General features: G+C 69.2%; 24 protein-coding genes and 1 pseudogene. 4 read left to right on the forward strand and 21 right to left on the reverse strand.

The features are described 5' to 3' along the window. Nucleotides 1-132: 132 nt before the first annotated feature. The 12 genes and pseudogenes from C6Y14_RS29290 to C6Y14_RS29345 all read right to left on the reverse strand — a co-directional run bounded on the left by C6Y14_RS29290 (nucleotide 133) and on the right by C6Y14_RS29345 (nucleotide 12,596). On the reverse strand, nucleotides 133-2,994 hold the full coding sequence (locus tag C6Y14_RS29290) for a DEAD/DEAH box helicase (protein ID WP_107019843.1): 2,862 nt from the start codon (nucleotides 2,992-2,994) through the stop codon (nucleotides 133-135). A gap of 118 nt (nucleotides 2,995-3,112) precedes the next feature. Further along, entirely contained in the window at nucleotides 3,113-4,003 is an 891-nt protein-coding gene (locus C6Y14_RS29295; RefSeq protein ID WP_107019844.1) for a diacylglycerol kinase, read from the reverse strand. A gap of 43 nt (nucleotides 4,004-4,046) precedes the next feature. Then, nucleotides 4,047-5,003, reverse strand: a complete 957-nt coding sequence (tatC, locus tag C6Y14_RS29300) for a twin-arginine translocase subunit TatC (RefSeq protein WP_107019845.1) — start codon at nucleotides 5,001-5,003, stop codon at nucleotides 4,047-4,049. Between the two features lie 49 nt (nucleotides 5,004-5,052). Continuing rightward, a complete protein-coding gene (tatA, locus tag C6Y14_RS29305; protein ID WP_107019846.1) occupies nucleotides 5,053-5,337 on the reverse strand; it encodes a Sec-independent protein translocase subunit TatA in 285 nt (94 codons plus the stop codon). 237 nt (nucleotides 5,338-5,574) lie between these two features. After that, entirely contained in the window at nucleotides 5,575-5,769 is a 195-nt protein-coding gene (locus tag C6Y14_RS29310) for a hypothetical protein (protein ID WP_107019847.1), read from the reverse strand. 9 nt (nucleotides 5,770-5,778) lie between these two features. Further along, complete coding sequence (locus tag C6Y14_RS29315; protein WP_107019891.1) at nucleotides 5,779-6,066, reverse strand: hypothetical protein; 288 nt, start codon at nucleotides 6,064-6,066, stop codon at nucleotides 5,779-5,781. 11 nt (nucleotides 6,067-6,077) lie between these two features. Beyond that, nucleotides 6,078-7,211 carry a helix-turn-helix transcriptional regulator gene (locus tag C6Y14_RS29320; protein WP_107019848.1) on the reverse strand — a complete coding sequence of 378 codons (1,134 nt, stop codon included), beginning with the start codon at nucleotides 7,209-7,211 and terminating at the stop codon, nucleotides 6,078-6,080. Between the two features lie 15 nt (nucleotides 7,212-7,226). Then, entirely contained in the window at nucleotides 7,227-8,180 is a 954-nt protein-coding gene (locus tag C6Y14_RS29325) for a helix-turn-helix transcriptional regulator (RefSeq protein ID WP_107019849.1), read from the reverse strand. 163 nt (nucleotides 8,181-8,343) lie between these two features. Further along, a complete protein-coding gene (locus C6Y14_RS29330) occupies nucleotides 8,344-8,715 on the reverse strand; it encodes an FKBP-type peptidyl-prolyl cis-trans isomerase (protein ID WP_107019850.1) in 372 nt (123 codons plus the stop codon). 51 nt (nucleotides 8,716-8,766) lie between these two features. Further along, nucleotides 8,767-9,780 (reverse strand): FKBP-type peptidyl-prolyl cis-trans isomerase, encoded by a 1,014-nt coding sequence (locus C6Y14_RS29335; protein ID WP_107019851.1) that lies wholly within the window; start codon nucleotides 9,778-9,780, stop codon nucleotides 8,767-8,769. A 186-nt stretch (nucleotides 9,781-9,966) separates the two neighbouring features. Then, nucleotides 9,967-11,328, reverse strand: a complete 1,362-nt coding sequence (gene pafA / locus C6Y14_RS29340) for a Pup--protein ligase (RefSeq protein WP_055518986.1) — start codon at nucleotides 11,326-11,328, stop codon at nucleotides 9,967-9,969. Between the two features lie 9 nt (nucleotides 11,329-11,337). Beyond that, nucleotides 11,338-12,596 (reverse strand): annotated as a pseudogene (locus tag C6Y14_RS29345) (MFS transporter). Nucleotides 12,597-12,753: 157 nt separating this feature from the next. On the opposite strand from C6Y14_RS29345, the gene C6Y14_RS29350 reads away from it, so the two are divergent. Beyond that, nucleotides 12,754-13,770 carry a LacI family DNA-binding transcriptional regulator gene (locus tag C6Y14_RS29350; protein WP_107019852.1) on the forward strand — a complete coding sequence of 339 codons (1,017 nt, stop codon included), beginning with the start codon at nucleotides 12,754-12,756 and terminating at the stop codon, nucleotides 13,768-13,770. A gap of 312 nt (nucleotides 13,771-14,082) precedes the next feature. On the opposite strand, the gene prcA is transcribed toward C6Y14_RS29350, so the two are convergent. From prcA to arc, 6 genes are all read right to left on the reverse strand, one after another. Then, complete coding sequence (gene prcA / locus C6Y14_RS29355; protein WP_107019853.1) at nucleotides 14,083-14,829, reverse strand: proteasome subunit alpha; 747 nt, start codon at nucleotides 14,827-14,829, stop codon at nucleotides 14,083-14,085. A gap of 56 nt (nucleotides 14,830-14,885) precedes the next feature. Continuing rightward, the gene (gene prcB, locus C6Y14_RS29360) at nucleotides 14,886-15,731 is read right to left on the reverse strand and encodes a proteasome subunit beta (RefSeq protein ID WP_107019854.1); all 846 of its coding nucleotides are present in this window, start codon (nucleotides 15,729-15,731) and stop codon (nucleotides 14,886-14,888) included. Further along, nucleotides 15,683-16,258: an endonuclease VII domain-containing protein gene (locus tag C6Y14_RS29365; RefSeq protein ID WP_107019855.1), complete on the reverse strand. Its 576-nt coding sequence runs from the start codon at nucleotides 16,256-16,258 to the stop codon at nucleotides 15,683-15,685. Before C6Y14_RS29365 ends, prcB begins: the two co-directional genes overlap by 49 nt. Before the next feature lie 20 nt (nucleotides 16,259-16,278). Beyond that, a complete protein-coding gene (locus C6Y14_RS29370) occupies nucleotides 16,279-16,494 on the reverse strand; it encodes a ubiquitin-like protein Pup (RefSeq protein ID WP_107019856.1) in 216 nt (71 codons plus the stop codon). Nucleotides 16,495-16,650: 156 nt separating this feature from the next. Beyond that, the gene (dop, locus tag C6Y14_RS29375) at nucleotides 16,651-18,162 is read right to left on the reverse strand and encodes a depupylase/deamidase Dop (RefSeq protein WP_107019857.1); all 1,512 of its coding nucleotides are present in this window, start codon (nucleotides 18,160-18,162) and stop codon (nucleotides 16,651-16,653) included. 234 nt (nucleotides 18,163-18,396) lie between these two features. After that, nucleotides 18,397-20,163 carry a proteasome ATPase gene (gene arc / locus C6Y14_RS29380; RefSeq protein ID WP_107019858.1) on the reverse strand — a complete coding sequence of 589 codons (1,767 nt, stop codon included), beginning with the start codon at nucleotides 20,161-20,163 and terminating at the stop codon, nucleotides 18,397-18,399. Nucleotides 20,164-20,415: 252 nt separating this feature from the next. Here arc and C6Y14_RS29390 point away from each other — a divergent pair, with 252 nt between their 5' ends. Beyond that, entirely contained in the window at nucleotides 20,416-20,721 is a 306-nt protein-coding gene (locus C6Y14_RS29390) for a ferredoxin (RefSeq protein WP_107019859.1), read from the forward strand. A gap of 93 nt (nucleotides 20,722-20,814) precedes the next feature. Here the strand turns inward: C6Y14_RS29390 and C6Y14_RS29395 are convergent, their stop codons facing one another. From C6Y14_RS29395 to C6Y14_RS29405, 3 genes are all read right to left on the reverse strand, one after another. Continuing rightward, the gene (locus C6Y14_RS29395; protein ID WP_107019860.1) at nucleotides 20,815-21,390 is read right to left on the reverse strand and encodes a hypothetical protein; all 576 of its coding nucleotides are present in this window, start codon (nucleotides 21,388-21,390) and stop codon (nucleotides 20,815-20,817) included. Nucleotides 21,391-21,578: 188 nt separating this feature from the next. After that, nucleotides 21,579-22,484, reverse strand: a complete 906-nt coding sequence (locus tag C6Y14_RS29400; protein WP_107019861.1) for a tRNA (adenine-N1)-methyltransferase — start codon at nucleotides 22,482-22,484, stop codon at nucleotides 21,579-21,581. 120 nt (nucleotides 22,485-22,604) lie between these two features. Further along, nucleotides 22,605-24,137: a site-2 protease family protein gene (locus tag C6Y14_RS29405; protein ID WP_107019892.1), complete on the reverse strand. Its 1,533-nt coding sequence runs from the start codon at nucleotides 24,135-24,137 to the stop codon at nucleotides 22,605-22,607. A gap of 182 nt (nucleotides 24,138-24,319) precedes the next feature. Between C6Y14_RS29405 and C6Y14_RS29410 the strand changes: the two genes are divergently transcribed. Both C6Y14_RS29410 and C6Y14_RS29415 read left to right on the forward strand, forming a co-directional pair. After that, a complete protein-coding gene (locus tag C6Y14_RS29410) occupies nucleotides 24,320-25,471 on the forward strand; it encodes a RecB family exonuclease (protein ID WP_225891341.1) in 1,152 nt (383 codons plus the stop codon). Between the two features lie 85 nt (nucleotides 25,472-25,556). Next, nucleotides 25,557-26,228, forward strand: a complete 672-nt coding sequence (locus tag C6Y14_RS29415; protein WP_107019862.1) for a response regulator — start codon at nucleotides 25,557-25,559, stop codon at nucleotides 26,226-26,228. The last annotated feature ends 125 nt before the right edge of the window (nucleotides 26,229-26,353 follow it).

Genomic DNA, 26,353 nt, shown 5'->3' on the forward strand with positions numbered 1-26,353 from the left:
CCCATTTACACGCCACGCATCCACACGAACACCCAGCGTGACGGCGCACGGGCATGCGAAAACCCCTCATCAGAAGGGGTGATGGGGGCTTTCGCAGTCTCAGCGTCTCAATGTCTCAGCGCCCGGGGCGTGTCAGCCCACCGACGAGTACGCCACCACTCCGCGCAGTAGTTGGTCGACCGCCTTACGGGCGTTCTTCGCCACCGTCGAACTCGCGGCGGACGACGTCGGTGCCGCCGCCGAGATCTGCCCGAGCACGTCGATGACCTGTTTGCACCAGCGTACGAAGTCGCCGGCGGGCATCTCCGCCTCGCGCAGCACCTCGTCGAGGCCCTTGCCCGACGCCCACTCGTGCGCCGCCCAGGCGAAGCCCAGGTCGGGCTCGCGCTGGCCCACACCCTCGGTCTGGGTGATGCGGAAGTCCTCCTCCAGCGCGTCGAGACGGCCCCAGATGCGGACCATCTCGCCCAGTGCGGCCTTCGCCCTGCCGGACGGCAGTTTGGGCGCCATGGCGTCGTCGCCGACCCGGGACTCGTACACCAGCGCCGAGACGCACGCGGCCAGTTCGGCCGGTCCCAGGCCCTCCCACACGCCCTCGCGCAGGCATTCGCTGGAGAGCAGGTCCATCTCGCCGTACAACCGGGCGAGCCGCTTGCCGTGTTCGGTGACCTCGTCGTTGCGCAGGTAGTCCATCTCGGTGAGCAGGGCGACGATGCGGTCGAAGGTGCGGGCGATGGTGTTCGTCCGGCCCTCGATGCGCTGCTCCAGCTGCGCGGTGTCGCGCCGCAGCCGGTGGTAGCGCTCGGCCCAGCGGGCGTGGTCCTCGCGGTCGCTGCACCCGTGGCAGGGGTGGGCCCGGATGGCGGTCCGCAGCCGGCCGATCTCGCGGTCGTCGGCGGCCTCGGCGCGCTTCTTGCGGTGCCGGTCGGGCACGATGTGCCCGGCCTTGGTCCGCAGCGCGGAGGCCAGGTCGCGGCGCGACTGCGGTGAGCGCGCGTTGAACGACTTCGGGATGCGCATCCGCTCCAGGGCCTCCACGGGCACCGGGAAGTCCATCGACGCGAGCCGCTTGACCTGCCGCTCGGCGGTGAGCACCAGCGGGCGGGGCCCGTCGTGCTGCTCGAAGCCCCGGTGGCCGTTGGACCGGCCCGCGGGCAGCCCCGGGTCGAGGACCAGCGCGAGCCCCGCGAACTTGCCGGTGGGCACGTGGATGATGTCGCCCGGCTTGAGCTTCTCCAGCGCGACGGCCGCCTCGGCGCGCCGCTGGGAGGCGCCCTGCTTGGCCAGCTCGGTCTCCCGGTCCTTCAGCTCGCGCCGCAGTCGCGCGTACTCGTCGAAGTCCCCGAGGTGGCAGGTCATCGACTCCTTGTAGCCCTCAAGTCCCTCCTCGTTGCGCTGCACCTGGCGGGAGATCCCGACGACCGACTTGTCGGCCTGGAACTGCGCGAAGGACGTCTCAAGGAGCTCGCGCGAACGGTGCCGCCCGAACTGCTCGACGAGGTTGACCGCCATGTTGTACGACGGCTTGAAGCTGGAGCGCAGCGGATACGTGCGCGTGCCGGCGAGTCCCGCGAGATGGTCGGGGTTCATCCCCCGCTGCCACAGCACCACGGCGTGGCCCTCGACATCGATGCCGCGGCGGCCGGCCCGGCCCGTGAGCTGGGTGTACTCACCGGGGGTGATGTCCGCGTGCTGCTCGCCGTTCCACTTGACGAGCTTTTCCAGGACCACCGAACGGGCGGGCATGTTGATGCCCAGCGCGAGGGTCTCGGTGGCGAACACGGCCTTCACCAGGCCGCGTACGAACAGTTCCTCGACGACTTCCTTGAACGTCGGCAGCATGCCCGCGTGGTGGGCCGCGATGCCGCGCTCCAGGCCTTCCAGCCATTCGTAGTAGCCCAGGACGTGCAGGTCCTCGTCCGGGATGGACGCCGTGCGCTCCTCCACGAGGGCGCGCACCCGTTCCCGGGCGTCCTCGTCGTTCAGCCGCAGGCCCGCGTACAGGCACTGCTGGACGGCCGCCTCGCAGGCCGCGCGGCTGAAGATGAACGTGATGGCGGGCAGCAGCCCCTCGGAGTCGAGCCGCTCGATGACCTCGGGCCGGCCCGGCGTCCACACCCGGGACCGCTGCCTGCGCTCACGCTCCCGGTCGGCGTCGCGCATCGCGCGGCCGCGCTTGCGGTCCTGGTACGACGGACGGCTGGCCTCCATGCGCGCCATACGCGTGAGGTCGGGGTTGACGGCCTTCTTGTGGCCCTCGCCCTCCTCGAAGAGGTCGTACATCCGCCGGCCGCCGAGCACGTGCTGGAACAGCGGGACGGGCCGGTGCTCGGAGACGATCACCTCGGTGTCGCCGCGCACGGTGTCGAGCCAGTCCCCGAACTCCTCCGCGTTCGACACGGTCGCCGACAGCGACACCAGCGTGACCGACTCGGGAAGGTGGATGATCACTTCCTCCCAGACGGCGCCGCGGAAGCGGTCCGAGAGGTAGTGCACCTCGTCCATGACGACGTACCCGAGGCCCAGAAGGGTCTGCGAGCCCGCGTACAGCATGTTGCGCAGCACCTCGGTGGTCATCACGACCACCGGCGCGTCGCTGTTGACGCTGTTGTCGCCGGTGAGCAGGCCCACCTTGTCCGCGCCGTAACGGCGGGACAGGTCCGCGTACTTCTGGTTCGACAGGGCCTTGATGGGTGTCGTGTAGAAGCACTTCTTGCCCTGCTGGAGGGCGAGATGGACGGCGAACTCGCCCACGATCGTCTTGCCCGAGCCGGTGGGCGCGGCCACCAGGACTCCTTTGCCCCCTTCAAGAGCTTTGCAGGCCTCGATCTGGAAGGGGTCGAGGCCGAAGTCGTACATCTCGCGGAAGCCCGCGAGCGCGGTGGCCTGCTCGACAGCGCGCTTCCGTGCTGCCGCGTACCGCTCGGCCGGTGAGAGGTCGTCTGTCATCGTGCTTTCGAGACTACCGGCCACCACTGACAACAGGACGATCATTATCCGATCGGAACACCCGGATCCGACTCACCGCTTTCCACCCGGTGTGTCCGCCCACCGCCTCCGAGGGGTGCGGGGAACGGCGCAGGCGGCCCCGTCGCCGGGAGGGCAAGGCCACTCAGGGGCCGGCGACCCGCACAGCCCCTCGCACGCACTCCGCGACAAGCGGCAGCGGCCCCACCGGTTCGCCGTCCGCGTAGGCCGTGACGGCCTCCGCGGCCAGTTCGATCTTCGCGGCGCGGTGTGTGGTGACCATGGGGTGGTTCAGGTGGGTGCCCTTGTAGACCTGCGGGAAGACCCGGAGCAGCGAGGTGCGGCTGCACGCGCCCACCACGGTGATGTCGAAGAGCCCGTCGGTGAGGTCCGCGTCCGCGCATATGCGCATGCCGCCTCCGTAGGAGGAGCCGTTGCCGACGGCCACCAGCGTCGCCTCGGTCTCCCGTACCTCGCCGTCGTCCAGCGTGATCCGGTACGGGAAGGGCTTGAAGGCGGCGAGTTCGGCGAGCATCGCGAGGTCGTACCTGAACCGGCCGCCGGGCCACCGCATGCGGTTGCCGCGGTCGTTGACCCGCGAGTCGAAGCCGGAGGCGAGGACCGTGCCGAACCAGGTGCCGTCCACCCGCCCGAGGTCGACGTCCCGCAGCCGGGCCCCCTTGAGCGCCTCGGCGACCGTGCGCCCCGCGGCCGCCGGGTCCCGTACGGGCAGTCCCAGCGCCCGCGCGAAGTCGTTCCCGGTGCCGACGGCGACCAGCCCGAGCGGCGTGTCGGTCCCCGCGACGGCCTGCAGGGCGAGGCCCGCCATGCCGTCGCCCCCGACGGCCACCAGGGCGCCCGTACCGGCCGCCACGGCGGCACGCGCGCGCGTGAGGGCGTCCCGGGCGTTCTCACCGAGAACCGTGCGTACGGAGAAGCCCGCGGCCCGCAGAGCCGAAGCGGCCGGCTGCGCCGCGCGGGCGCCCCGGCCGCGTCCCGCGGTGGGATTGACGAAGAGGGTGATCTCGCTGGTCACGGCCCGGACCCTACAAGGCCGGTGCCGAGGTCGGGTCCCGTCGTCAGGTCACGTCGTCGTAACCGTTGATCCGCTCCCGCTCGCCGTCCGGCTGCGCGGGCAGCGCGCGGTTGGCCGTCACGGGTTCGATCTCGCCGATGTCCTCGGGGGTGAGGTCGAGTTCGGAGGCCTCGTCGTCGTCGGGGCCCTCGGCCTCGCGACGGGCCCTGCGGCGGTCGTTCAGCAAGGAGAAGGCGGTGGCCGCGAAGTACAGGATCCAGATGGGTCCGGCGAGCGCCAGCATCGTCAGCGGGTCCGTGCTGGGCGTGGCGACGGCGGCGAAGACGGTGATGCCCATGATCATGCCGCGCCACCAGCCGGCCATGCGCCTGCCGGTGATCACGCCGGTCATGTTGAGCATCACCAGGAGCAGCGGGAGCTCGAAGGAGAGACCGAAGACGACGACCATGCGGGTCACGAGGTCGAGCAGGTCGTCCAGCGGCAGCAGGTTGTCGACGCCGAAGGGCGTGAACTCGATCAGGACCTTGGCGGTGGTGGGAAGCACCTTGTAGGCGAAGAAGGCGCCGCCGAGGAAGAGCGGGACACCCGACGCGACGAACGCGTACGCGTACTTCTTCTCACTGCGGTGCAGGCCCGGCGCGACGAACGCCCAGAGCTGGTACAGCCAGACCGGCGAGGCCAGCACGACACCGGCCATCAGCGACACCTTCAGGGCCAGCGTGAAGGGCGTCAGCAGACCGTTGATCGTGATCTGCGCGCAGGGGTCGTCGGACGACGACTTCGCCAGCTGCTGGAAGGTCTTGTCGCAGCCGACCTCTTTGAGGATCGGCTCCGTGAAGAAGTTGATGATGTCGTTGTAGAAGAAGGCGGCGACGATCGTCACGAGGACGATGGCCAGCATCGCCTTCGCGAGCCGGTTGCGGAGCTCGCGAAGGTGTTCCGCGAGGGGCATCCGCCCCTCGGGATCCTTCTCTTCCTTCTTGCGGGCGGACTTCAGCAACCCACGTTCCCATCTCGTGCGGCAGGCCGGCGGTCACCGGCCCCCTAGGTCAGCGCTTGGTCGTGTCCGTGGGCTCGGTGACCGGGCGGGAACTGGTCACGTCGCCGGGCGCGGCCTGGATGGTGCGGTGGGGCTGCTGATCGTCCTGCGGGGGCGCGGCCGGAGCGGCGGCGTCGTCCTTGCCCTCGCTCTTCATCGCCTTGGCCTCGCTCTTGAGGATGCGGGCGGACTTGCCCAGGGAGCGGGCCATGTCGGGAAGCTTCTTCGCGCCGAACAGCAGGATGACGACGACGAGGATGAGAATGATCTCGGGAGCGCCGAGCCTTCCGAACATAAGCTTTTACCTTCTCACCGAGGCGGCGTGGTTGGGTTGCTGCCCGACCGGTCGGACGTCTGTCCGAGGGTCGCGCTGGCAGCGATCGTAACGCTCAGGGGTGAACGCGAGGCAATCCCTGTGCGTACTCCCAGTTCGCGGTCGGCGCCTCACTTTCCGGTCCGCGACCTGCAGCGTACCTGCCGACCCTGCGAAGTTGACAGGTCAGAGTGACTCAAAGCCCCGGCACAGGACGGCTCAGAGGGCGTCCGCGGAACGGGCCACTCCGACGGACGCGTGCTCCAGATCCTCGGCCGCGCGGCTGATCCGGCGTGCGGATTCGTCGACCTGCCTGCCCAGGCGCTCCGCCTCCAGGAAGACACGGACGGCGAGCACGCCGAGCACGGCGATTCCCAGGAAACCCACAGCGATCGCGAACATCGGCCAGAACATGGCTCGACCCTAAGCCCCCCGGACCGCCCCCTGCAGACGCAGGGCCCGCACCCCTCCCCCGGTGAGCAGCTCGACGATGCGCTCCCCGGCCGGTTTACGCACCGCCGTGCGGCACTGGGGGCAGGTGAAGGAGTAGAAAGTGGTCCGATGTGTGGCGCCGACGACCAGGCGCAGGGCGCTCGCGGCGAGCTCGAAGCCGCCCCGGCACTCCGGGCAGGCGGCCTTGAACACCACGGGGTCCACCCTCGTCATCCCGGAGAACGCGGACGCCACGGACATCTCACTCGTACCAGACATTGCCGACCCGCTCACAGCCCTTGCTCCTGCCTGCCGTACAGCCCGTCATGAACTCCGTGCGGCCCGCCCCGCGGGCTCCGCACTCCCCCGTCACCACCGGAGGGAGCATCCGTGACACCGTCGCGAGACGCCTCAGGGAGGGCCTGCGGCCCGCTCCCGGCGTCGTACGCGTCCAGTGGTCCGTCGTAGGCCGCGAGCGCCTCACGCGCCGCCCGGCGGGCGCTGTCGGCGACCTCCGGCGGTGAGACGATCCGGCCGTCACGTCCGAGCCGCAGCGCCAGCCGGCGCAGGGATGCCGGGTCCGGGGTGCGCAGCGTGATGCGCAGCCCGCCGTCCGGCAGCTCCTCGGCGCTGTCGTGGGGGTAGTACTCGGCGACCCAGCGTCCGCCGGGGCCGACCTCGACGACCACCTCGGGATCCTCGGCGGCCGGCTGCACCAGCCCCTCCGAGAGGTCCCGCAGTTCGATCTCGGGCGGCGCGGACGGCTCGTCGAGGATCTTGATCTCGGCAACCCGGTCCAGCCGGAACGTACGCCGGGCCTCCGAGCGGCGGCACCAGGCCTCCACGTATGTGTGCCCGACGCTGACCAGGCGGATCGGGTCGATCTCGCGCTCGCTCAGCTCGTCCCGCGAGGGCGAGTAGTAGCGGATCCACAGCCTGCGCCGCTCCGAGATCGCCCGGTCGACGTCGGCGAAGACCCCGCCCTCGGCCTCGAAGGTGACCGACAGCCGGGAGCTGGCGCTCGCCGCCTCGCCGGAGGCGGCCTCCACCTTCGCGGTGGCCCGCAGCAGTGCCTGCCGGTCGCCCTCGCGCAGGCCCGGCAGGGTCGACACGGCCCGCGCCGCCACCAGGAGCGCGGTCGCCTCGTCGGCGGCGATCCGCAGCGGCTCGGCGACGTCGTCCGGGTTGTGCCACCAGATCCGGTCGCCGTCGGTGTCGATGTCGAGCAGGTCGCCGCCGCGGAAACTGGTCCCGCACAGCGGCAGCACGTCGAGGTCGGAGATCAGCTCGTCCTCGGTGATCCCGAAGGCCCGCGCCACGTCCTCGATCCGCGCACCCGGACGCTCGCGCAGATACGTCACCAGGGACAGCATCCGCCGCGTCTGGTCGATCGCGTTCGTGGGCCTGGCCGGTTTTCCTGCCACTTTCCTACGTCCCCCTCAGCCCTTGGCCACAGCGCGCAGCCGGTCCACGACGTCGGCCCGCAGCTCGGCCGGCTCCAGGACCACCACGTCGGGCCCGAACTCCACCAGCCAGGCGTCCAGACCGTGCCCGTACGGAACCTCCAACTCGTCCCACCCGTCACCGAGTTCCCGCACGGACGCCGCCTTGGCGCGCAGCGGGTATCCCGAGCCCGTCCGCAGCCGGATCAGCGCGGAGCGGTCGGTGATGTCCCCGGCCCAGCCCGCGACGGTCTCCCGCACGGTGACGACGTCGGGCACCTCGGCCGTGTACTTGCCACTGCGGGTACGGACCTTGCCGGTGATCCGGGACAGCCGGAAGACACGCTCGGCCTGCCGGCCGCGGTCCCAGCCGGCCAGGTACCAGTGGCCGCGCCAGCACTCCAGGGCCCAGGGCTCCACATGGCGGGGCTCGGGGCGGGCCGCGGTCGCCTTGCGGTAGTCGAAGGTGACGGGACGCCGGTCGCGGCAGGCCAGCATCAGCGGCTCGAAGGCTGCCTCGTGCACGGGGATGCGCGGCTCCAGCGCCCCATGGGGCTCGTACGGGTCGACGCCCTCGGGCAGCCCCGCGGCGCGCAGCTTCTGCAGGGCGCCGCTCGCCGCGCCCGCGAGCCGGGCCTGCTGCCAGACCTTGGCGGCCAGCCCGAGGGCGGCTGCCTCCTCGGCGTCCAGCGTGATGGGCGGCAGCCGGTTGCTGTCGCGGCGGGCCAGATAGCCGACCTCGCCGTCGAGGTTCTCCACCGTCTCGATGACCAGGCCGAGTTCGCGCAGATCGTCCTTGTCCCGCTCGAACATCCGGTTGAAGGAGTCGTCCGAGCCGGCCTCCAGATAGGCCTCGATGGACTCGCGGAGTTCGCGCTTGCTGAGCGGTCGCCGCGTCCCGAGCAGACACAGCGCCAGGTTCATCAGCCGCTCTGCCTTGGCAATGGCCATCGACGCCCTTCCTATGGTGCTTCCGACCGATGACCGTACCGCCCCGGGGTGTCGTGGCAAAAGCCGAGGGCCCATGCCCGGACAGGCATGGACCCCAAGTGATCGAATCCAGTCGGAAAACGATCACACGACCTATGAAATACGACCTATGAAAATCGGAGCGTCAGACCCCTACGAGGTCGCAGACGAAGATCAGCGTCTCACCGGGGGCGATACGGGCACCGGCGCCGCGGTCGCCGTACGCCAGGTGCGAGGGGATGACCAGCTGGCGGCGGCCGCCGACCTTCATACCCTGCACGCCCTGGTCCCAGCCCGCGATGACCTGACCGACGCCCAGCTTGAACTGCAGCGGCGTACCGCGGTTCCACGACGCGTCGAACTCCTCGCCGGTGGAGAAGGCCACACCGACGTAGTGGACCGAGACGGTGTCGCCCGCCTTGGCCACCGGGCCGTCACCCTCCCAGATGTCCTTGACTTCGAGGTCCTTGGGGGGCTCGCCGCCCGGGAAGTCGATCTCGGGCTTATCGATGCTCACGTCAGTGCTCCTGCTCGTTCTCGGTGGGACAACCCGGACAGTCTGCCATCCTCAGCTCGCGGCCAGGATGTCGACCACGAACACCAGGGTGGACTTGGCCGGCAGCTCCTCGCCCTTGGCCTCGTCGCCGTACGCCTGCGCCGGCGGAATCACCAGCAGGACCCGGTCCCCGACGTGCTTGCCGACCAGCCCCTTGTCCCAGCCCGCGATGACCTGACCCTGACCGATGGCGGTACTGAAGGGCTGACCGGTCTTCCACGACGAGTCGAAGAGCGTGGCCTTCGCCTTGCCCTCGTTCAGCTTCCACGCGGCACCGCTGTACTGCATGGTGACCGACTGGCCGCTCTTCACCTCGGCGCCCTTGCCCGCGATGAGGACCTTGTCGACGAGCTTGGCCGGCGGGTCGTTCTTCGGCACCGAGATCGTGGCGGGCGCCTCGTCGTCTGCCTTGATCTGCGGCAGGTCCGACGGGATCGCGGCCTGCTTGCCCTCGACCTTGTTCGGGACGACATCGCCCACGTCCAACGCGAACACCAGGGTGTCGGTGCCCGTGACCCCGGCCTGCTGGTTGCCCTGGCTGCCGAAACCGGCGGCCGGCGGCGCCACGACCAGGACGCGGCTGCCCTCCTTCTGACCCACCAGCGCCTGCGAGAACGCCGGAATGACCGTCTCGGAACCCGCCGTGATCAACTGCGGCGCCCCGCCCTCCTGGTACGAGGAACCGAGGTCCTTGCCGCTCTTCCAGACCTTCCCGGTGAAGTTCATCGACACCAGGTCGTCCTTCTTCACCACCGAGCCGTCACCCTCGGAGACCGTGTGCACGACGAACTTGTCGGTCGGGTCTCCCTTGGGCACCTCGATCGTCGCCTTCTTACCGAAGGCACCCTTCACCGCGGGCATCGGCGACGCCGAGTCCACCGGCTTCGGCGCCGCGGCGTTGGACGCGGAGGACGACGCCGACGGATCGGCCTTGTCCTTGTCGCCCTTGTCGTCGTCACTTCCGCAGGCGGACGCGGTCAGCGCCAGGGCAGGCACGATCAGGAGAGCAGCAAGTCGGCGTCGCACATCGATCCTCAGGTCGCTCGAATGGGGTCCGGCCACTCTAGGCCCTCACACCACCGGGCCGGGGCAGGCGGAACCGACCGTACCGACCGAGACATACAGAGGACGTAACGGAGGACATAACAGGAGGACATAGCAGGGGTCCCGCACACCCACGGCGCACAGGACCCCTGCCATACCGACGAACTCCTACATGCCGGCGATCAGCTTCTCCACGCGATCGTCGACGGACCGGAACGGGTCCTTGCACAACACCGTGCGCTGCGCCTGGTCGTTGAGCTTCAGATGCACCCAGTCGACGGTGAAATCACGGCGCTGCTCCTGCGCACGCCGGATGAAGTCACCCCGCAACCGGGCCCGAGTGGTCTGCGGCGGAACGGACTTGCCCTCGAAGATCTTCAAGTCGTTGCAGATCCTCGCGGCCTGACCCCGCTTCTCAAGCAGATAGTAGAGACCCCGGCGACGGTGGATGTCGTGGTAGGCGAGGTCTATCTGGGCGACGCGCGGATTCGACATCGTCATGTTGTGCTTGGCGCGATACCGCTCGATGAGCTTGTACTTCATCACCCAGTCGATCTCGGTACCGATCCGGTCGAGGTCCTCCGACTCGATCGAATCCAGCGTGCGGCCCCACAGCTCCAGAACCTGGTCCACCACGCCCGTACGGATACCGCGGCGCTCCACGAAGTCCACGGCCTTCTCGTAGTACTCGCGCTGCACCTCCAGCGCGGATGCCTCCCGGCCACTGGCCAGGCGCACCTTGCGGCGGCCCGTGATGTCATGGCTGACCTCGCGGATCGCCCGGATCGGGTTCTCCAGGGTCAGGTCACGCATCACCGTGCCCGCCTCGATCATGCGCAGCACGAGATCGGTGGCACCGACCTTGAGGAGCATGGTCGTCTCGGACATGTTCGAGTCACCGACGATGACGTGCAGCCTGCGGTAGCGCTCGGCGTCCGCGTGCGGTTCGTCCCTGGTGTTGATGATCGGCCGGGAACGGGTCGTCGCCGAGGAGACGCCCTCCCAGATGTGCTCCGCCCGCTGACTGACGCAGTACACCGCGCCCCGCGGGGTCTGCAGCACCTTTCCGGCACCGCAGAGGAGCTGCCTCGTGACGAGGAAGGGAATGAGAATGTCCGCGAGCCGGGAGAACTCCCCGTGACGGGCCACCAGATAGTTCTCGTGGCAGCCGTAGGAGTTGCCCGCCGAGTCGGTGTTGTTCTTGAAGAGGTAGACGTCGCCCGCGATTCCTTCCTCGTGCAGGCGTCGTTCCGCGTCTACCAGGAGTCCTTCCAGAATGCGTTCGCCGGCCTTGTCGTGGGTGACGAGTTCCGTCAGGTTGTCACATTCGGGAGTGGCATATTCCGGATGTGATCCCACGTCTAGATAGAGGCGGGCACCGTTTCGCAGAAAGACATTGCTGCTGCGGCCCCATGACACGACACGGCGGAAGAGGTACCGCGCCACCTCGTCGGGAGACAGGCGCCGCTGTCCCCTGAACGTACACGTGACGCCGTACTCGTTCTCCAGCCCGAAAATGCGGCGGTCCATGACTGAACATTACGCCTGATGGACTGTGCTGAAACGGGGTTCGGCTCCTACGTTTCGATCATTTCCGAACTTCCCTCCACCACCGCACCGCCGCCCGTAGCTGCGAGGACCCGCTGCGTGGCCAGCAGAACCAGCAGCGCGGCACCCCCCGCCACCCCCGGCACGGCGAAGCCACGCACCGCTCCGCCCCACTCGACGACCGGCCCCGCGAGACCCGTCCCGACCGACGCACCCACGGTGAACGTCGTCACCAGCCACGAGAACGCCTCGGTGACCGTGCCCCTCGGAGCATGCCGGTCGACGATGATGAACGCACAGGCGATGCACGGCGCCAGGAACACACCCGCCAGCGCCACAAGACCCGTCATCGCCACCGCGCCCGGCATGAGCATCAGCGGCAGATAACACAGCGCCAGAAGCGCCACCAGCACCCGCAGTCGCCGCTCCGGCGCACCGCCCCACTGCCGCGCCCCGTAGACCGTGCCCCCGACGAGCGCACCGAGTCCGAGCGCCGCCATCAGCCAGCCGTACGTCGCGTCACCCCCGTGGTCGTCCGCGTACGACACACCCGCCACCGTGATGGAACCCAGCGCCATACCCACAAAAAGGAACGCGCCCAGCAGCGCGATGAGCCCGCGCGAGCGCAACGCACCGAGCCAGTGCGCCTCCCGCGGCGCCGAGCGCCACGCGCGCGAGGGCCCCGACACCACTACGGAGAGGGCACCCAGGACACCGATGACGTTGATGACGACCAACGCAGCCTGCGCGGACCACAGCGACACGCACAGGGTCACCAGCAACGGCCCGACGGTGAACATCACTTCCTGCGCCACGGCGTCCATCGCGTACGCCGTGTGCACCTGCCCCTCCTTGCGCAGGACCGACGGCCACAGCGCCCGCAGACCGCCCTCAAGCGGCGGCGTGAAGAAACCCGCGACCACCATGAGCACGTACGCGAGTGGCAGCGACTGCAGGCCCGTGAGGGCGAACACGGTCACCCCCAGGGCGGAGACGAGCGCGGCGGGCAACTGGACCCGCGGCTGCCCGTGCAGATCCACCAGACGACCCAGCAGCGGCTGCCCCACGGCGTTGGACACTCCGTAGACCGCGGTGAGCGCCCCCGCCAGGCTGTAGCTGCCGCCCTCGGCACGCACGAAGAGCACGACCGCGATGGCTCCCGCCGCGTTCGGCAGCCGGCCCACCAGCGTGCCCGCGAGCAGCCGTGCGGCGTGTCTCGTCCGGAGGATCTCCAGATAGCCCGCGGCCATGCCCCGCCCCTCTGTCCTGTCCGGCCGTCTTGTCCGGCCGCCCTGTCCGTGCCGTGGCGAACGCCGGAGGTTTTACGTATAACGTCGCTCGTCATACGTACCATGTGCGCTGTCCGCGAGTCCAGGTCCGCGAGTCCCGCAGAAAGACAGGTCGACGGTGGCAGCAGGCAGCCCCCGCCCCACGAGCCGTGACGTCGCCCAGGCCGCGGGAGTGTCCCAGGCGGCCGTCTCCCTCGTGCTCGGCGACAAATGGCGCGGACGTGTCTCCGTACGCACCGCCGAACGCGTACGCGAAGCCGCCCGCGAACTCGGCTACCGCCCCAACCTCGCCGCCCGCAACCTCCGCCTCGGCAGCACCCGTACCGTCCTCCTGGTGGTACCCGCCCTCACCACGGAGTTCTTCGCAGGCGTGTACACCGGCGCGGCCCGCGTCGCCGCCGACCACGGATTCGGCGTACTGCTCTACCCCTCCCCCGAAGGCATCGGACCGGCCCGCGACCCCTTCGCCTCCGCACAGGCCGCCCTCGACGGCGTCATCGCCTCCTCCATGGCCGCCGACGCCCTCACCGCCATCCGCGGCGACCAGCTCCCCCTCGTCATGCTCGACAGCGACCCCGCCGGCAGCACCGGCGCGGCGACCGTCAACCTCGACATCCGCGACGGCGTCCGCCAGGTCGCGGAACACCTCCTGGCCCTGGGCCACCGCCGCTTCCTGCACCTCGCGGCCGACATCCCGTCCTGGACCTTCGACATTCGCGCCCGCGAACTCGCCGCACGCCTCGCCGACGTCCCCGGCACCGAGCTGCGCACGGCCGCCGCCCCGATCTCCATCGACGAGGCCCGGGCCGCCGCGGAAACCGCCCTCTCCGCCCCCGGCCCCCGCCCCACGGCCCTCGTCTGCGACGACGACAAACTCGCCGCCGGCGCCTACAAGGCCGCCCGCCGCCTCGGCCTGCGCATCCCCGACGACCTCTCCGTCACCGGCCTCGACGACCTGGCCCTCGCCACCGCCCTCGACCCCGAACTGACCACCGTCCGCCTCGACGCCGAACTCTTCGGAGAACGCGGCATGCAAGCACTCCTGGCGGTCCTGGAGTCCCGCGTCCCCACCCCGGGCGACATCCCGGTCACCTTGGTCGTACGAGGCTCCACGGCACGACCGGGGCCCCTGTAAGGAACCACGGTTCCATGGAGGCGCGGGGAACAGCGCAATCTTGCGTCCTCGGCTGCTAGGGGCGCGGGGAACAGCGCAGTCTTTTGTCTGTCAGGGGCGCGGCGAACAACGCAGCCTTCCGCCCCTCAGGGGCGCGGGGAACGGCGCATTCTTTTGTCTGTCAGGGGCGCGGGGAACGGCGCAATCCTGTCGCTTGCAAGGGGCGCGGGGAACGGCGCGACCAGCCCCCACCGGCCCGCACAACACCACGTGCCCCCGGCCGGAGAGGCCAGGGGCACGCATGAGCCATCAAGGTCGAGGAGACCGAGGAGGTCACTCCTCGTCGTCAGGATCCTCCGCCTCCGCAGCGGTGGAAGCCCCACCCTCCTCCAGCAACCGCCCAAGCTGCCGCCCGACGATCCGCTTGAACTTCCGCGCCTGCGGCCGCGTCCGGTCCAGCACAGCCACTTCCAGCCGCTCCGCCGGAATCTCCCGCTCACTGCCGTTCGTGTCACGCGACAACGCCTGAACGGCCAGCTTCAGCGCCTCCGCCAAGGACATCCCGTCCTCGTGCCGCTGATCCAGATACGTACTGATCGTCTCGGCGTTCCCGCCGACCGCCACCGACCCGTGCTCGTCCACGATCGAACCGTCGTGCGGCAGCCGGTAGATCTGGTCGCCCTCAGGGGTCTCCCCCACCTCGGCGACCACCAGCTCCACCTCGTACGGCTTCTCCGCCGCGGACGAGAAGATCGTGCCCAGCGTCTGGGCATAGACGTTGGCCAGACCACGGGCGGTCACGTCGTCACGGTCGTACGTGTAACCCCGCAGATCGGCATAGCGCACACCGCCGATCCGCAGATTCTCGTACTCGTTGTACTTACCGGCGGCCGCGAAGCCGATCCGGTCATAGATCTCGCTGAACTTGTGCAGCGCACGGGACGGGTTCTCGCCGACGAACACGATGCCGTCGGCGAACTGCAGCACAACGAGGCTGCGACCACGGGCGATGCCCTTGCGGGCGTATTCCGCCCGGTCGGCCATGGCCTGCTGGGGTGATACATAGAACGGCGTCGACACCGGCTATCCGTCCCTTTCTGTGGAAGTCACTGGATCACCTGGAAAACGGGCCGCTGCTAGAGCAGCGCGGCACGCGGACCGTCGGGCTGCTCCAGACGCCGCTCGATGATCGCGCGAGCGATCTCGGAGGACTCCTCGTCCGTGAGCCGGCGGAAGCCGTCCTCGGTGATCACGGTGACGATCGGGTAGATCCGGCGGGCGACATCGGGCCCACCGGTCGCCGAGTCGTCGTCGGCCGCGTCGTACAGCGCCTGCACGACGAGCGTCGTGGCCTGCTCCTCCGTCAGGTCCTTGTGGAACAGCTTCTTCATCGCACCGCGCGCGAAGAGCGAGCCGGAGCCCGTCGCCGCGAAGCCGTGCTCCTCGGAGCGGCCGCCCGTCACGTCGTAGGAGAAGATGCGGCCCTTGTCGCGGTCGACGTCGAAGCCGGCGAAGAGCGGGACCACGGCGAGGCCCTGCATGGCCATGCCGAGGTTCGAACGGATCATCGTGGACAGGCGGTTCGCCTTGCCCTCCAGGGAGAGCGTCGTGCCCTCCACCTTCTCGAAGTGCTCCAGTTCGAGCTGGAACAGCTTCACCATCTCGACGGCCAGGCCTGCCGTACCGGCGATACCGACGGCCGAGTACTCGTCCGCCGGGAACACCTTCTCGATGTCCCGCTGCGCGATGACGTTGCCCATCGTGGCCCGCCGGTCGCCGGCGAGGACGACACCGCCGGCGAAGGTGACGGCGACGATGGTCGTGCCGTGCGGGGCCTCGATGACTCCCTGCGTGGGCGGCAACTGCCGCTTGCCCGGGAGCATCTCCGGCTGATGGTCGGACAGGAAGTCCATGAAGGACGACGACCCGGGCGTCAGGAAGGCAGCTGGTAGACGCCCGGTGCTACGAGTGTTGGCTTCCACGCGTTTCCTTCCACGTATGTCGCAGCCCGCCTTATGACGTCGGGCCGATCCTTGAACTGCCCCAGTGCGGCATTGCAGCTGAAGCACAGTACGCCTCGGACCCTACCCGTCTCGTGGTCGTGATCCACATGTCCGGCAGGGGCAGAAAGGCAGATGCAACAGATTCCCTGCTGCTCCGCGATCATCGCGTCCAACTCCGCTGGCGTGAGGCCGTACTTGCGCTGGAAGTAGCTGACTCGGTTCCGCTCGGCACGGCACGGTCGGCAGTAGCTCGCCCAGCCGTCCGAGGATGTCTGGTTGCGCTCCCATTCGGCGTGGGACTTGACCTCTTCGCACTGCGGGCAACGCTTGTGCCCACGCGGGACGGGCACCTTGACCCGCACGGTCCGTCCCTTGGCTTCTTGGCGTTCCCGGTAGTACTCCGCAGCACACTCGCGGCAATTGGCCTGCAGACCGTCAGGCCGGGACTTGTTGCGCGCGAATGCGCTGACCGGAAGCACCTTCTGGCACGCCGAGCACTTCTTCATGTCGGCGTTCACCTATGTGATTACTGTCCGCCCTTTTGAACGAACGACCTCACGAAATCCTCTGCGTTCTCTTCGAGCACGTCATCGATTTCGTCCAGGACCGAGTCGACATCGTCGCTCAGTTTCTCCTGGCGTTCCTTGAGGTCCTCCGATGCCTGTGCTTCGGGCGCTTCCTCGACCTGCTCGGTCTCGCGCGTCGCCTTCTGCTGTCCGCCGCCGGTGTCCTTGGTCGCCATAACCCTCACCCCGCTCGGTTTCGACGTTCTTGATCAGACCCTACAAGCAGGGTCCGACATCGGCCCCACAGTTGTCACAACGTCCGGGAACCACCTCGATGATTCCCGGACTGCGGCTTTTCCACCCTGTCGGGCCGGATCGGCCCGGTGGTCGTTTCAGTTGCCCGACAGGACCTTGACCAGGTCTTCTGCCGTCCGACAGCGGTCGAGAAGCGCTTTCACGTGATTACGCGTTCCGCGAAGCGGCTCCAGGGTTGGAACGCGCTGGAGCGAGTCCCGGCCCGGCAGATCGAAGATCACCGAGTCCCAGGAGGCCGCCGCGACGTCGTCCGCGTACTGTTCGAGGCAGCGTCCGCGGAAGTACGCGCGGGTGTCCTCCGGCGGCTTCGTCTCGGCCCGCTCGACGCCCGTCTCGTCCAGCAGCCGCTTGATGCGGCCGCGGGCCACCAGGCGGTTGTAGAGGCCCTTGTCGGGCCGTACGTCGGCGTACTGGAGGTCGACCAGGTGCAGCCGGGCGGCGTCCCAGTCGAGGTTGTCGCGGCGCCGGTAGCCCTCCATGAGCTCCCGCTTGGCCACCCAGTCCAGCTCGCCCGACAGGCTCATCGGGTTGGTCTCCAGCCGGCCCAGGACGTCCTCCCAGCGGGTCAGCACGTCCTTGGTCTGCTCGTCCGCGTCGGCGCCGTAGCGCTCCTCGACGTACTTGCGGGCCAGTTCGAAGTACTCCATCTGGAGCTGGACCGCGGTGAGGGTCCGGCCGCTGCGGAGGGTGATCAGGCGCTTGAGGGTGGGGTCGTGCGAGACCTGGTGCAGGGTGCGCACCGGCTGGTCGACGGCGAGGTCCACGGCGATGAAGCCGTCCTCGATCATGGACAGGACGAGGGCGGTGGTGCCGAGCTTGAGGTAGGTCGAGATCTCGGAGAGGTTGGCGTCGCCGATGATCACGTGCAGGCGGCGGTATTTCTCGGCGTCGGCGTGCGGCTCGTCACGGGTGTTGATGATGGGGCGCTTGAGGGTGGTTTCGAGGCCCACCTCGACCTCGAAGTAGTCGGCGCGCTGGCTGAGCTGGAAACCGTGTTCGTGTCCGTCCTGACCGATGCCGACGCGGCCCGCTCCGGTGACGACCTGGCGTGAGACGAAGAACGGGGTGAGGTGGCGCACGATGTCCGAGAAGGGGGTCTCCCGCTTCATCAGGTAGTTCTCGTGCGTGCCGTAGGAGGCGCCTTTGTTGTCGGTGTTGTTCTTGTAGAGGTGAATCGGCTGGGCGCCGGGGAGCTGGGCGGCGCGCTCGGCGGCTTCCGCCATGATGCGTTCGCCGGCCTTGTCCCACAGGACGGCGTCCAGCGGGTTGGTCACTTCGGGGGAGCTGTATTCGGGGTGTGCGTGGTCGACGTACAGCCGTGCCCCGTTGGTGAGGATGACGTTGGCGAGGCCGATGTCCTCGTCGGTGAGCTGACTGGAGTCGGCGGCTTCGCGGGCGAGGTCGAAGCCCCGCGCGTCCCGCAGCGGGTTCTCCTCCTCGAAGTCCCAGCGGGCCCGCCGGGCCCGGTGCATCGCCGCCGCGTAGGCGTTGACGATCTGGGACGAGGTGAGCATGGCATTGGCGTTGGGGTGGCCGGGGACGGAGATCCCGTACTCCGTCTCGATGCCCATTACTCGCCGTACGGTCATGCGGCCCTCCTTGCCCGGCGGCGTCCTCGGTCGGGGACGCCGCTCAAGTACCGCTGGCGCTCCGGTGCGTGTGCGGTGCCCGTCCCCGCACTGCGCGACTCGGCGGTACCGAAGAGCCTAGAGCGCCTTTGCGCTGGTGGGGAGATCATTTGCGTCATTGCTCAGCTCCAGCTGTGCCCTGGAAAACAGTTGGCTGCGGGTACCCGGTGAGGGCACCCGCAGCCACCCTGTCTTTTACAGGTACTGACCGGTGTTCGCCACCGTGTCGATGGAGCGTCCGGTGTCCGCGCCCTGCTTTCCGGTGATGAGTGTCCGGATGTAAACGATCCGTTCGCCCTTCTTTCCGGAGATGCGGGCCCAGTCGTCCGGGTTGGTGGTGTTCGGCAGGTCCTCGTTCTCCTTGAACTCGTCCACGCAGGCCTGGAGCAGGTGGGAGACCCGCAGGCCCTTCTGGGTGTGTTCGAGGAAGTCCTTGATCGCCATTTTCTTGGCGCGGCCGACGATGTTCTCGATCATGGCGCCGGAGTTGAAGTCCTTGAAGTAGAGGACTTCCTTGTCGCCGTTGGCGTACGTGACTTCGAGGAAGCGGTTTTCCTCGGATTCGGTGTACATGTGCTCGACGGCGGTCTGGATCATGCTCTGGACGGTGGTGCTCTTGCTGCCTCCGTGCTCGCCGACGTCGTCGGGGTGCAGCGGGAGGCGTTCGGTGAGGTACTTGGCGAAGATGTCCTTGGCCGCTTCGGCGTCCGGACGCTCGATCTTGATCTTCACGTCGAGGCGGCCGGGGCGCAGGATGGCGGGGTCGATCATGTCCTCACGGTTGGAGGCGCCGATGACCACGACGTTCTGCAGGCCTTCCACGCCGTCGATCTCGGCGAGCAGCTGGGGGACGATGGTGTTCTCCACGTCCGAGCTGACGCCTGATCCGCGGGTGCGGAAGAGGGATTCCATCTCGTCGAAGAAGACGATGACGGGGGTGCCCTCGCTGGCCTTTTCACGGGCGCGCTGGAAGACGAGGCGGATCTGCCGCTCGGTCTCGCCGACGTACTTGTTGAGGAGTTCGGGGCCCTTGATGTTGAGGAAGAAGCTCTTGCCGGTGGCCTGGCCGGTCACTTCGGCGACCTTTTTGGCCAGTGAGTTGGCGACGGCCTTGGCGATGAGTGTCTTGCCGCATCCGGGGGGCCCGTAGAGCAGTACGCCCTTGGGGGGGCGCAGTTCGTGCTCCTTGAAGAGGTCGGGGTAGAGGTAGGGGAGCTCGACGGCGTCGCGGATCATTTCGATCTGGCCGCCCAGACCGCCGATCTGCTCGTAGCCGATGTCGGGGACCTCTTCGAGGACGAGCTCTTCGACCTCGCTCTTGGGCACGACTTCGTAGACGTAGCCGGAGCGGGGTTCGAGGAGGAGGGCGTCGCCCGGACGGATGACTACGTCCAGGAGTGGTTCGGCGAGCCGGACCACCCGTTCCTCGTCGGTGTGGCCCTGTACGAGGGCGCGCTCGCCGTCCTCAAGGATCTCCTTGAGGGTGACGATGTCGCCGACGCTCTCGTATTCCATGGCCTCGACCACGTTGAGAGCTTCGTTGAGCATCAGTTCCTGGCCGCGTCGGAGCTCTTCGAGTTCGACGCTGGGGCTGACGTTCACGCGGAGTTTTCGGCCGCCGGTGAAGATGTCGGCGGTGCCGTCCTCGTTCGCTGCGAGGAAGACTCCGAAGCCGGCCGGCGGCTGTGCGAGCCGGTCGACTTCCTCCTTGAGTGCCACGATCTGGTCGCGGGCCTCTCGGAGGGTGTTGGCCAGCCGCTCGTTCTGCGCGGACACGCCGGCCAGATTGGTCTGCAGCTCGACGATCCGCTCTTCGAGAATCCTCGTGTGTCGCGGAGAGTCGGCGAGCTTGCGTCGCAGGACGGCGATCTCCTGCTCAAGGTAGGCAATCTGCCCGGACGGGTCGTCGGACCCTCGTCCCGGGCGGATGCCGCGGTTCATGTCGTCGTCGTGGGCTGCCACGGTCCTCACCTCCTCCAAGGGGAGCTGGACGCTTCCAGACCCTACCTGGGTGGGTGTCGATTGAAACCCCTAGATCAAAAGACTGTCGGGGTGTGTCCGATCTTCACCCTTGCGCTCTCCCTCACGCCAGTGGAATACCCACCCAACATGATTGGGAAGCCGACGGAGGTAGGGTCGAAGTGTTCAACACCCGTCAGAGCTGGCGCGATTCCCCCGTCTTCGGGCCGCTCTGCGCAGGAAACGGCAGGAGAAATGACCGTGCAGCAGGAGGCCGGAGTCGACGGCGAGGCGCTTGAGGTCTGGATCGACCAGGACCTGTGCACCGGCGACGGGATCTGTGTCCAGTACGCGCCCGAGGTGTTCGAACTGGACATCGACGGGCTGGCCTATGTGAAGAGCCCGGGTGACGAGCTTCTGCAGACCCCGGGTGCGACAACGCCCGTACCGCTGACGCTTCTGCGTGATGTCGCCGACTCCGCGAAGGAGTGTCCTGGCGACTGCATCCATGTACGTCGTGTGTCGGACAGTGTCGAGGTGTACGGGCCCGACGCGGAGTGAGTGTGCGGGCACCTCGCGTGACGCGGGTGCCCGGTTCCTCCTGGTTGTCTTTTTTCTCACATGCGCGGATTTACCCGCTGCGGTGCCGTGGTCTCACATACTGCGGGCCGCGGGCGGTGTCGAGCGTACGAAGGCGCCGTTCTTCCACTGCCATGCGGCGCTCTCGTTCACGTCGGGGCAGCAACTCGGTACGTCGGGCGAGGAGTAGCCGAGCAGGGTGGCGGTGACGGTGGCGTCGCGCAGGGCGAAGTCCTGGACGGAGAGTCGGTCCTTCGGGTCGACGAGGGTGGCGACGACTCTGGCCTTCGGGGTGCCTTCGGACGCGGTGAGGACGTAGACGCCGCTGGGCGGGGTGCCGGACCCGGCGTCGCAGCGGACGACGGCGACCGTCTCGGGGAGGCCGTCGCCGTCGAGGTCGCCGGAGGCCTTCTTCTGGACGAGTACCTTCGCGGGGCCGCAGTCCAGGGGGAAGTCCGCGCGGGCGGGGTCGGGGGCTGTGGCTGTGGCCGGGGCGCCCTTGGCCTCGATGCCGTGCTGGGCGGCCGTGGCCTCGTCGGGCTGCAGGAATCCGGAGGCCGCGACGACCGCGGCGAGCGCTGCCGCCGTGGCGACCCAGTGGATCGGGCGGGTGTGGGTGTGGGCCAGTTCCGGGACGGCGGGGTGCTGCACTAGGAGTGTCTCCTGTGAGGGCTGTGCCGGTGGGGTGGCCAGAATGGTGCCACACGTCACACCGCGAGGGAACGGTGGGGTGGACGGTACTGGCGGAACGTCAAGGGAAATGCGCTGTGGCCGAGTTCCGAGGGATCCTCGGGAACTCGGCCACGGTGCTTGCGCGTTGTGGGCGGCACAGGGCCGCTTCAGCGGCCGGCGGCTCCGCCGTCGGCGTTCGGTCCGGTGTAGTCGTCGCCGTAGGCGCCCTTGGAGGGGCGGCGGCGGCGCATGGGCGGCTCGACGCCGTCGGCGAGGCGGCGGGCGGTGAGCAGGAAGCCGGTGTGGCCGATCATCCGGTGGTCGGGGCGGACGGCCAGGCCCTCGATGTGCCAGTTGCGGACCATCGACTCCCAGGCGCTCGGCTCGGCGAAGCAGCCGATCTCGCGGATGGACTCGACGGTCCGGGCGAGCTGGGTGGTGGTCGCCACGTAGCAGCAGACGATGCCGCCGGGGACGAGCGCCTTGGAGACGGCCTCCAGGCACTCCCAGGGGGCGAGCATGTCGAGGACGACGCGGTCGACCTCGGTGTCCGAGAGGTTGTCCTGGAGGTCGCCGACGGTGAGCTGCCAGGCGGGGTGGGGGCCGCCGAAGTAGCGCTCCACGTTCTGCTGGGCGATCTCGGCGAAGTCCTCGCGGCGCTCGTACGAGTGCAGCATGCCCTGGTCGCCCACGGCGCGGAGCAGGAAGGTGCTGAGGGAGCCGGAGCCCACGCCGGCTTCCACGACGCGTGCGCCGGGGAAGATGTCGGCGAAGGCCAGGATCTGCCCCGCGTCCTTGGGGTAGACCACGGCGGCGCCGCGGGGCATGGACAGGACGAAGTCGGGGAGCAGGGGGCGCAGCGCCAGATAGGCGACGTTCCCCGTGGTGCGGACAACGCTGCCCTCGGGTGCGCCGATCAGCTCGTCGTGCGGGAAGGAACCCTTGTGGGTGTGGAAGTTCTTCCCTGCTTCGAGCGTGAACGTGTAGTGGCGGCCCTTGGGGTCGGTCAGCTGTACCTGGTCCCCGACCTTGAAGGGCCCGCGTCTGCGGGCGGCACCGGTCGGTTCGGACATGTGCGCCAGCCTACCCGCCTCCGGGGCGGGGTCCGACCACTGTCCGGGTGTGCTCGGGTGCGTGGCTCGCTGCGGGTGCTTCGTGGCTGAGCGCGCAGTTCCCCGCGCCCCTACGGGCGCTCAGCTGGGGCGGGCCATGGCCTTCACGAAGGCCTTCTCCACGTCCGCCGCTGAGAGGACTCCGTAGATCTCTCCGGAGTCCTCGACCACGAGGTACTCGGTGGCCGGGGTGGCGCGGAGGACTTCCAGGAGGTCCTCTCCGGCCAGTTCGGCGGAGACGCGCATGCCGTCGGTGAGGTCCTGGGCGAGTCCGCTGACGGCGACCCAGGGGCGGCGGTGTTCCGGTACGCCCACGATGGCGGCCTCGCGGACAAGGGAGAGGGGGTCGCCGTCGGCGTCCACGACGACCAGGGCGCGTGCGCCGGCCTCGTTGGCGCGGCGCAGTGCTTCGGAGAGCGGGGTGTGGGTCTCGACGGGGACCGCGCGCCGGGTGAGGGCGCGGGCTCTCAGCTCGGGCAGGTGTTCGCGCAGGCGGGCCACGCGGAGGCTGTTTCCGGCGCCGGTCCAGATGATGCCGGCGAGGATCGCGGCGAGCAGGGCGTCCATGACGGTGTCCATGCCGCCGATGTCCTGGGCTTCGGTGCCGAGGCTGCCGGAGTGCGTGAGCAGGGGCAGTCCGATGAGTACGGAGATGGCGAGGGCGCGGCCTACCCAGGCGGCGGCGATCGTGCCGCTCATGGGTTTGCCGGTGATCTTCCAGACGACGGCGCGGAGCATGCGGCCGCCGTCGAGGGGCAGGCCGGGGAGCAGGTTGAACGCGGCGACGATCAGGTTGGAGATCATCAGGCCGCCCAGCAGGACGCCGGGGACGGTGCCCGGTTCGACGGTCTGGAGGGCGAGGTAGAAGACGCCGCCGAGGATGAGGGAGAGCAGCGGGCCGACGAAGGCGAGGACGAACTCGCGGCCGGGTGTCTCGGATTCCTTCTCGATCTCGGAGACGCCGCCGAAGAACTGCAGCTGGATACGGCGCACGGGGAGCCCGAAGCGCAGGGCCGCGACCGTGTGCGCCAGTTCGTGGACGAGTACGGAGGCGTAGAAGGCGACCGCGAAGAAGAGGGAGACGAGGTAGCGGGCCATGCCCAGCTCGGGCAGGACGCGGTCGAGCTGTCCGCCGAAGACCCAGGTGATGAGTGCGGCGACGAGGAACCAGCTGGGTGCGACGTACACGGGTACGCCGAAGGGGCGTCCCATGAGGAGGCCGCCGCCGGGTTCCTTGGGCCGCTTGGGGGCGGGGCCCTTCTTGCCGCCCGGCGGCGCAGGGGTGTGGGCCTCGGACCTGTGGGCGGTGTGCGGCTGTTCGGTCGTGTGGCTTTCGGTTCGCGGGTCCGTGGGGGCCGGGGCGGGGTGGTGGCTCGTGTCGGTGTGCGGTGCGGGCGTCCGCTCTTCGCCGTCCTGGCCGTCGGTGGGGCGGGGTTGGGCCGGTCCCGTCGGCTCCGCTGATTCAGCCGGGGTGCCGGCGTCGTGCGGCTGCTGGTCGGAGGGCGGCCGGGCCGTCGTGGTCGCCGGGTCACCGGGTCGCGGCTGACCCGTGCGGATCTCGTCCGCCTCGTCAGTGCCGGAACGCGGCTGCCCGCTCCCGCCGCTCTCGTCCACGATGTCCCCTCGTTCGACGCGTATCCCGCTCGCGATCATGCACGCGAGAGGTCTTGTGGTCGATGGTATGCGGCCGTCGCGGCGTGTTCGGCCCCGGCACCCCCTCCGTTTCCCGGACGGGCGTTCGGCGCGCAGGTCACCGTGTGTCGCGGTGTCAGTGGCGAGCCGTAAGGTCTGTCGTCATGGAAACCAGCACCGACGGCGTCGCGCGGGACGGCTCCGAAGCCGTACCGGCGGACGACGTGGTCCAGCCGTCCGACGTCGTGGCCGCGCCGCCCGCGGCCTCCCCTGCCGAAGCGGCCGGAGCTGCCGGAGCTGCCGGAGCCGTGGTGCCCCGGCCCGCCGAGCCTGCGGCCGGGGCCGTGGTCGCCCCGCCGGGGGCCGGGGACGAGAGCGGCGACGGATCGGCTCCGGCCGCGCAGGCGCGGGCCGCCGACGCCACGCCCGGATCGGGCGGGCGGTCCGGGTCGGGCGGGCCGGCCGGTCGTGTCCGGGATCCCGCGGCGCCGACCTCGTTGTCGCCCTCGCGGGCCGGGGACTTCATGCAGTGTCCTTTGCTCTACCGCTTCCGGGTGATCGACAAGCTGCCGGAGAAGCCGAGCGAGGCGGCGACGCGCGGGACGCTGGTGCACGCGGTGCTGGAGCGGCTCTTCGACGCCCCGGCCACCGAGCGGACCGCGCCGCGCGCCAAATCGCTGATCCCGGGTCAGTGGGACCGGCTGCGGGAGGCGAAGCCCGAGCTGGCCGAGTTGTTCGCGGACTCCGACGAGCAGACGGCGGGCGAGAAGCTGACGCGCTGGCTCGGTGAGGCGGAGCGGCTGGTCGAGCGCTGGTTCACCCTGGAGGACCCGACCCGTCTGGAGCCGGCGGAGCGCGAGCTGTTCGTGGAGGCGCAGCTCGACTCGGGTCTGAAGCTGCGGGGCATCATCGACCGGGTGGACGTGGCGCCCTCGGGTGAGGTGCGGATCGTCGACTACAAGACGGGCAAGGCCCCGCGTCCGGAGTACGCGGAGGGTGCGCTGTTCCAGATGAAGTTCTACGCCCTGGTGGTGTGGCGGCTGAAGCAGGTCGTCCCGCGCCGTCTCCAGCTCGTCTATCTGGGCAGCGGTGACGTGCTCACGTACGACCCGGTGCCGGCCGATCTGGAGCGTGTGGAGCGGAAGTTGCACTCGTTGTGGGAGGCGATCCGGCTCGCCACGGAGACCGGTGACTGGCGTCCGCGGCCCACGAAGCTGTGCGGCTGGTGCGATCACCGGGCGGTGTGTCCGGAATTCGGCGGTACTCCCCCGCCGTATCCGCTGCCGGTGCGGGCGCCCGGGTCCGGCGGCGTCTGAGCGCGGGGGCCGTCGGCGTGCCCCGCGGGCGTGGTGGGTGACCTCCGCAGGGCAGAATGGGGCCGGACTAGCGAAGGAGACTTACGTGGCCATCCGCGTCCTACTGGTCGACGACCAGCCGCTGCTGCGCACCGGCTTCCGGATGATTCTGGAGGCGGAGCAGGACATCGCGGTCGTCGGCGAGGCCGGTGACGGTCTCCAGGCGATCGATCAGGTCCGTGCCCTGCAGCCCGATGTGGTTCTGATGGACATCCGTATGCCGAGGATGGACGGGGTCGAGGCGACCCGGCAGATCACCGGTCCGGGCCGGGACGGTCCGGCGAAGGTGCTGGTGCTGACGACCTTCGACCTCGACGAGTACGTGGTGGAGGCCCTGCGCGCCGGCGCCAGCGGTTTCCTCCTGAAGGACGCCCCGGCCAACGAGTTGGTGCAGGCGATCCGGGTGGTGGCGGCGGGCGAGGCGATGCTGGCGCCGAGTATCACCCGTCGGCTGCTCGACAAGTACGCGGGGCATCTGCCCTCGGGGGACGAGCCGGTGCCGGACACCTTGCACACGCTGACCGAGCGTGAGGTCGAGGTTCTGAAGCTGGTGGCCCGGGGGCTGTCGAACGCGGAGATCGCGGCCGATCTGTTCGTCAGCGAGACCACGGTCAAGACGCATGTGGGCCATGTCCTGACGAAGTTGGGGCTGCGGGACCGTGTGCAGGCCGCGGTGTACGCGTACGAGAGCGGTCTGGTGCGTCCCGGCGCGCAGTGAGCGTGACCGCTGCCGTGCGCGGCCCGATGTGATGGCCGGGCACGGCAGCGACTGACGACCAGCACATGAGAACGGCCGCCCCCTTCCGGAAGGGGGCGGCCGTTCTCATGTGCTGGTCGTCAGTC

The sequence above is a fragment of the Streptomyces dioscori genome (assembly GCF_003024195.1).
Classification (GTDB): Bacteria; Actinomycetota; Actinomycetes; order Streptomycetales; family Streptomycetaceae; genus Streptomyces; species Streptomyces dioscori.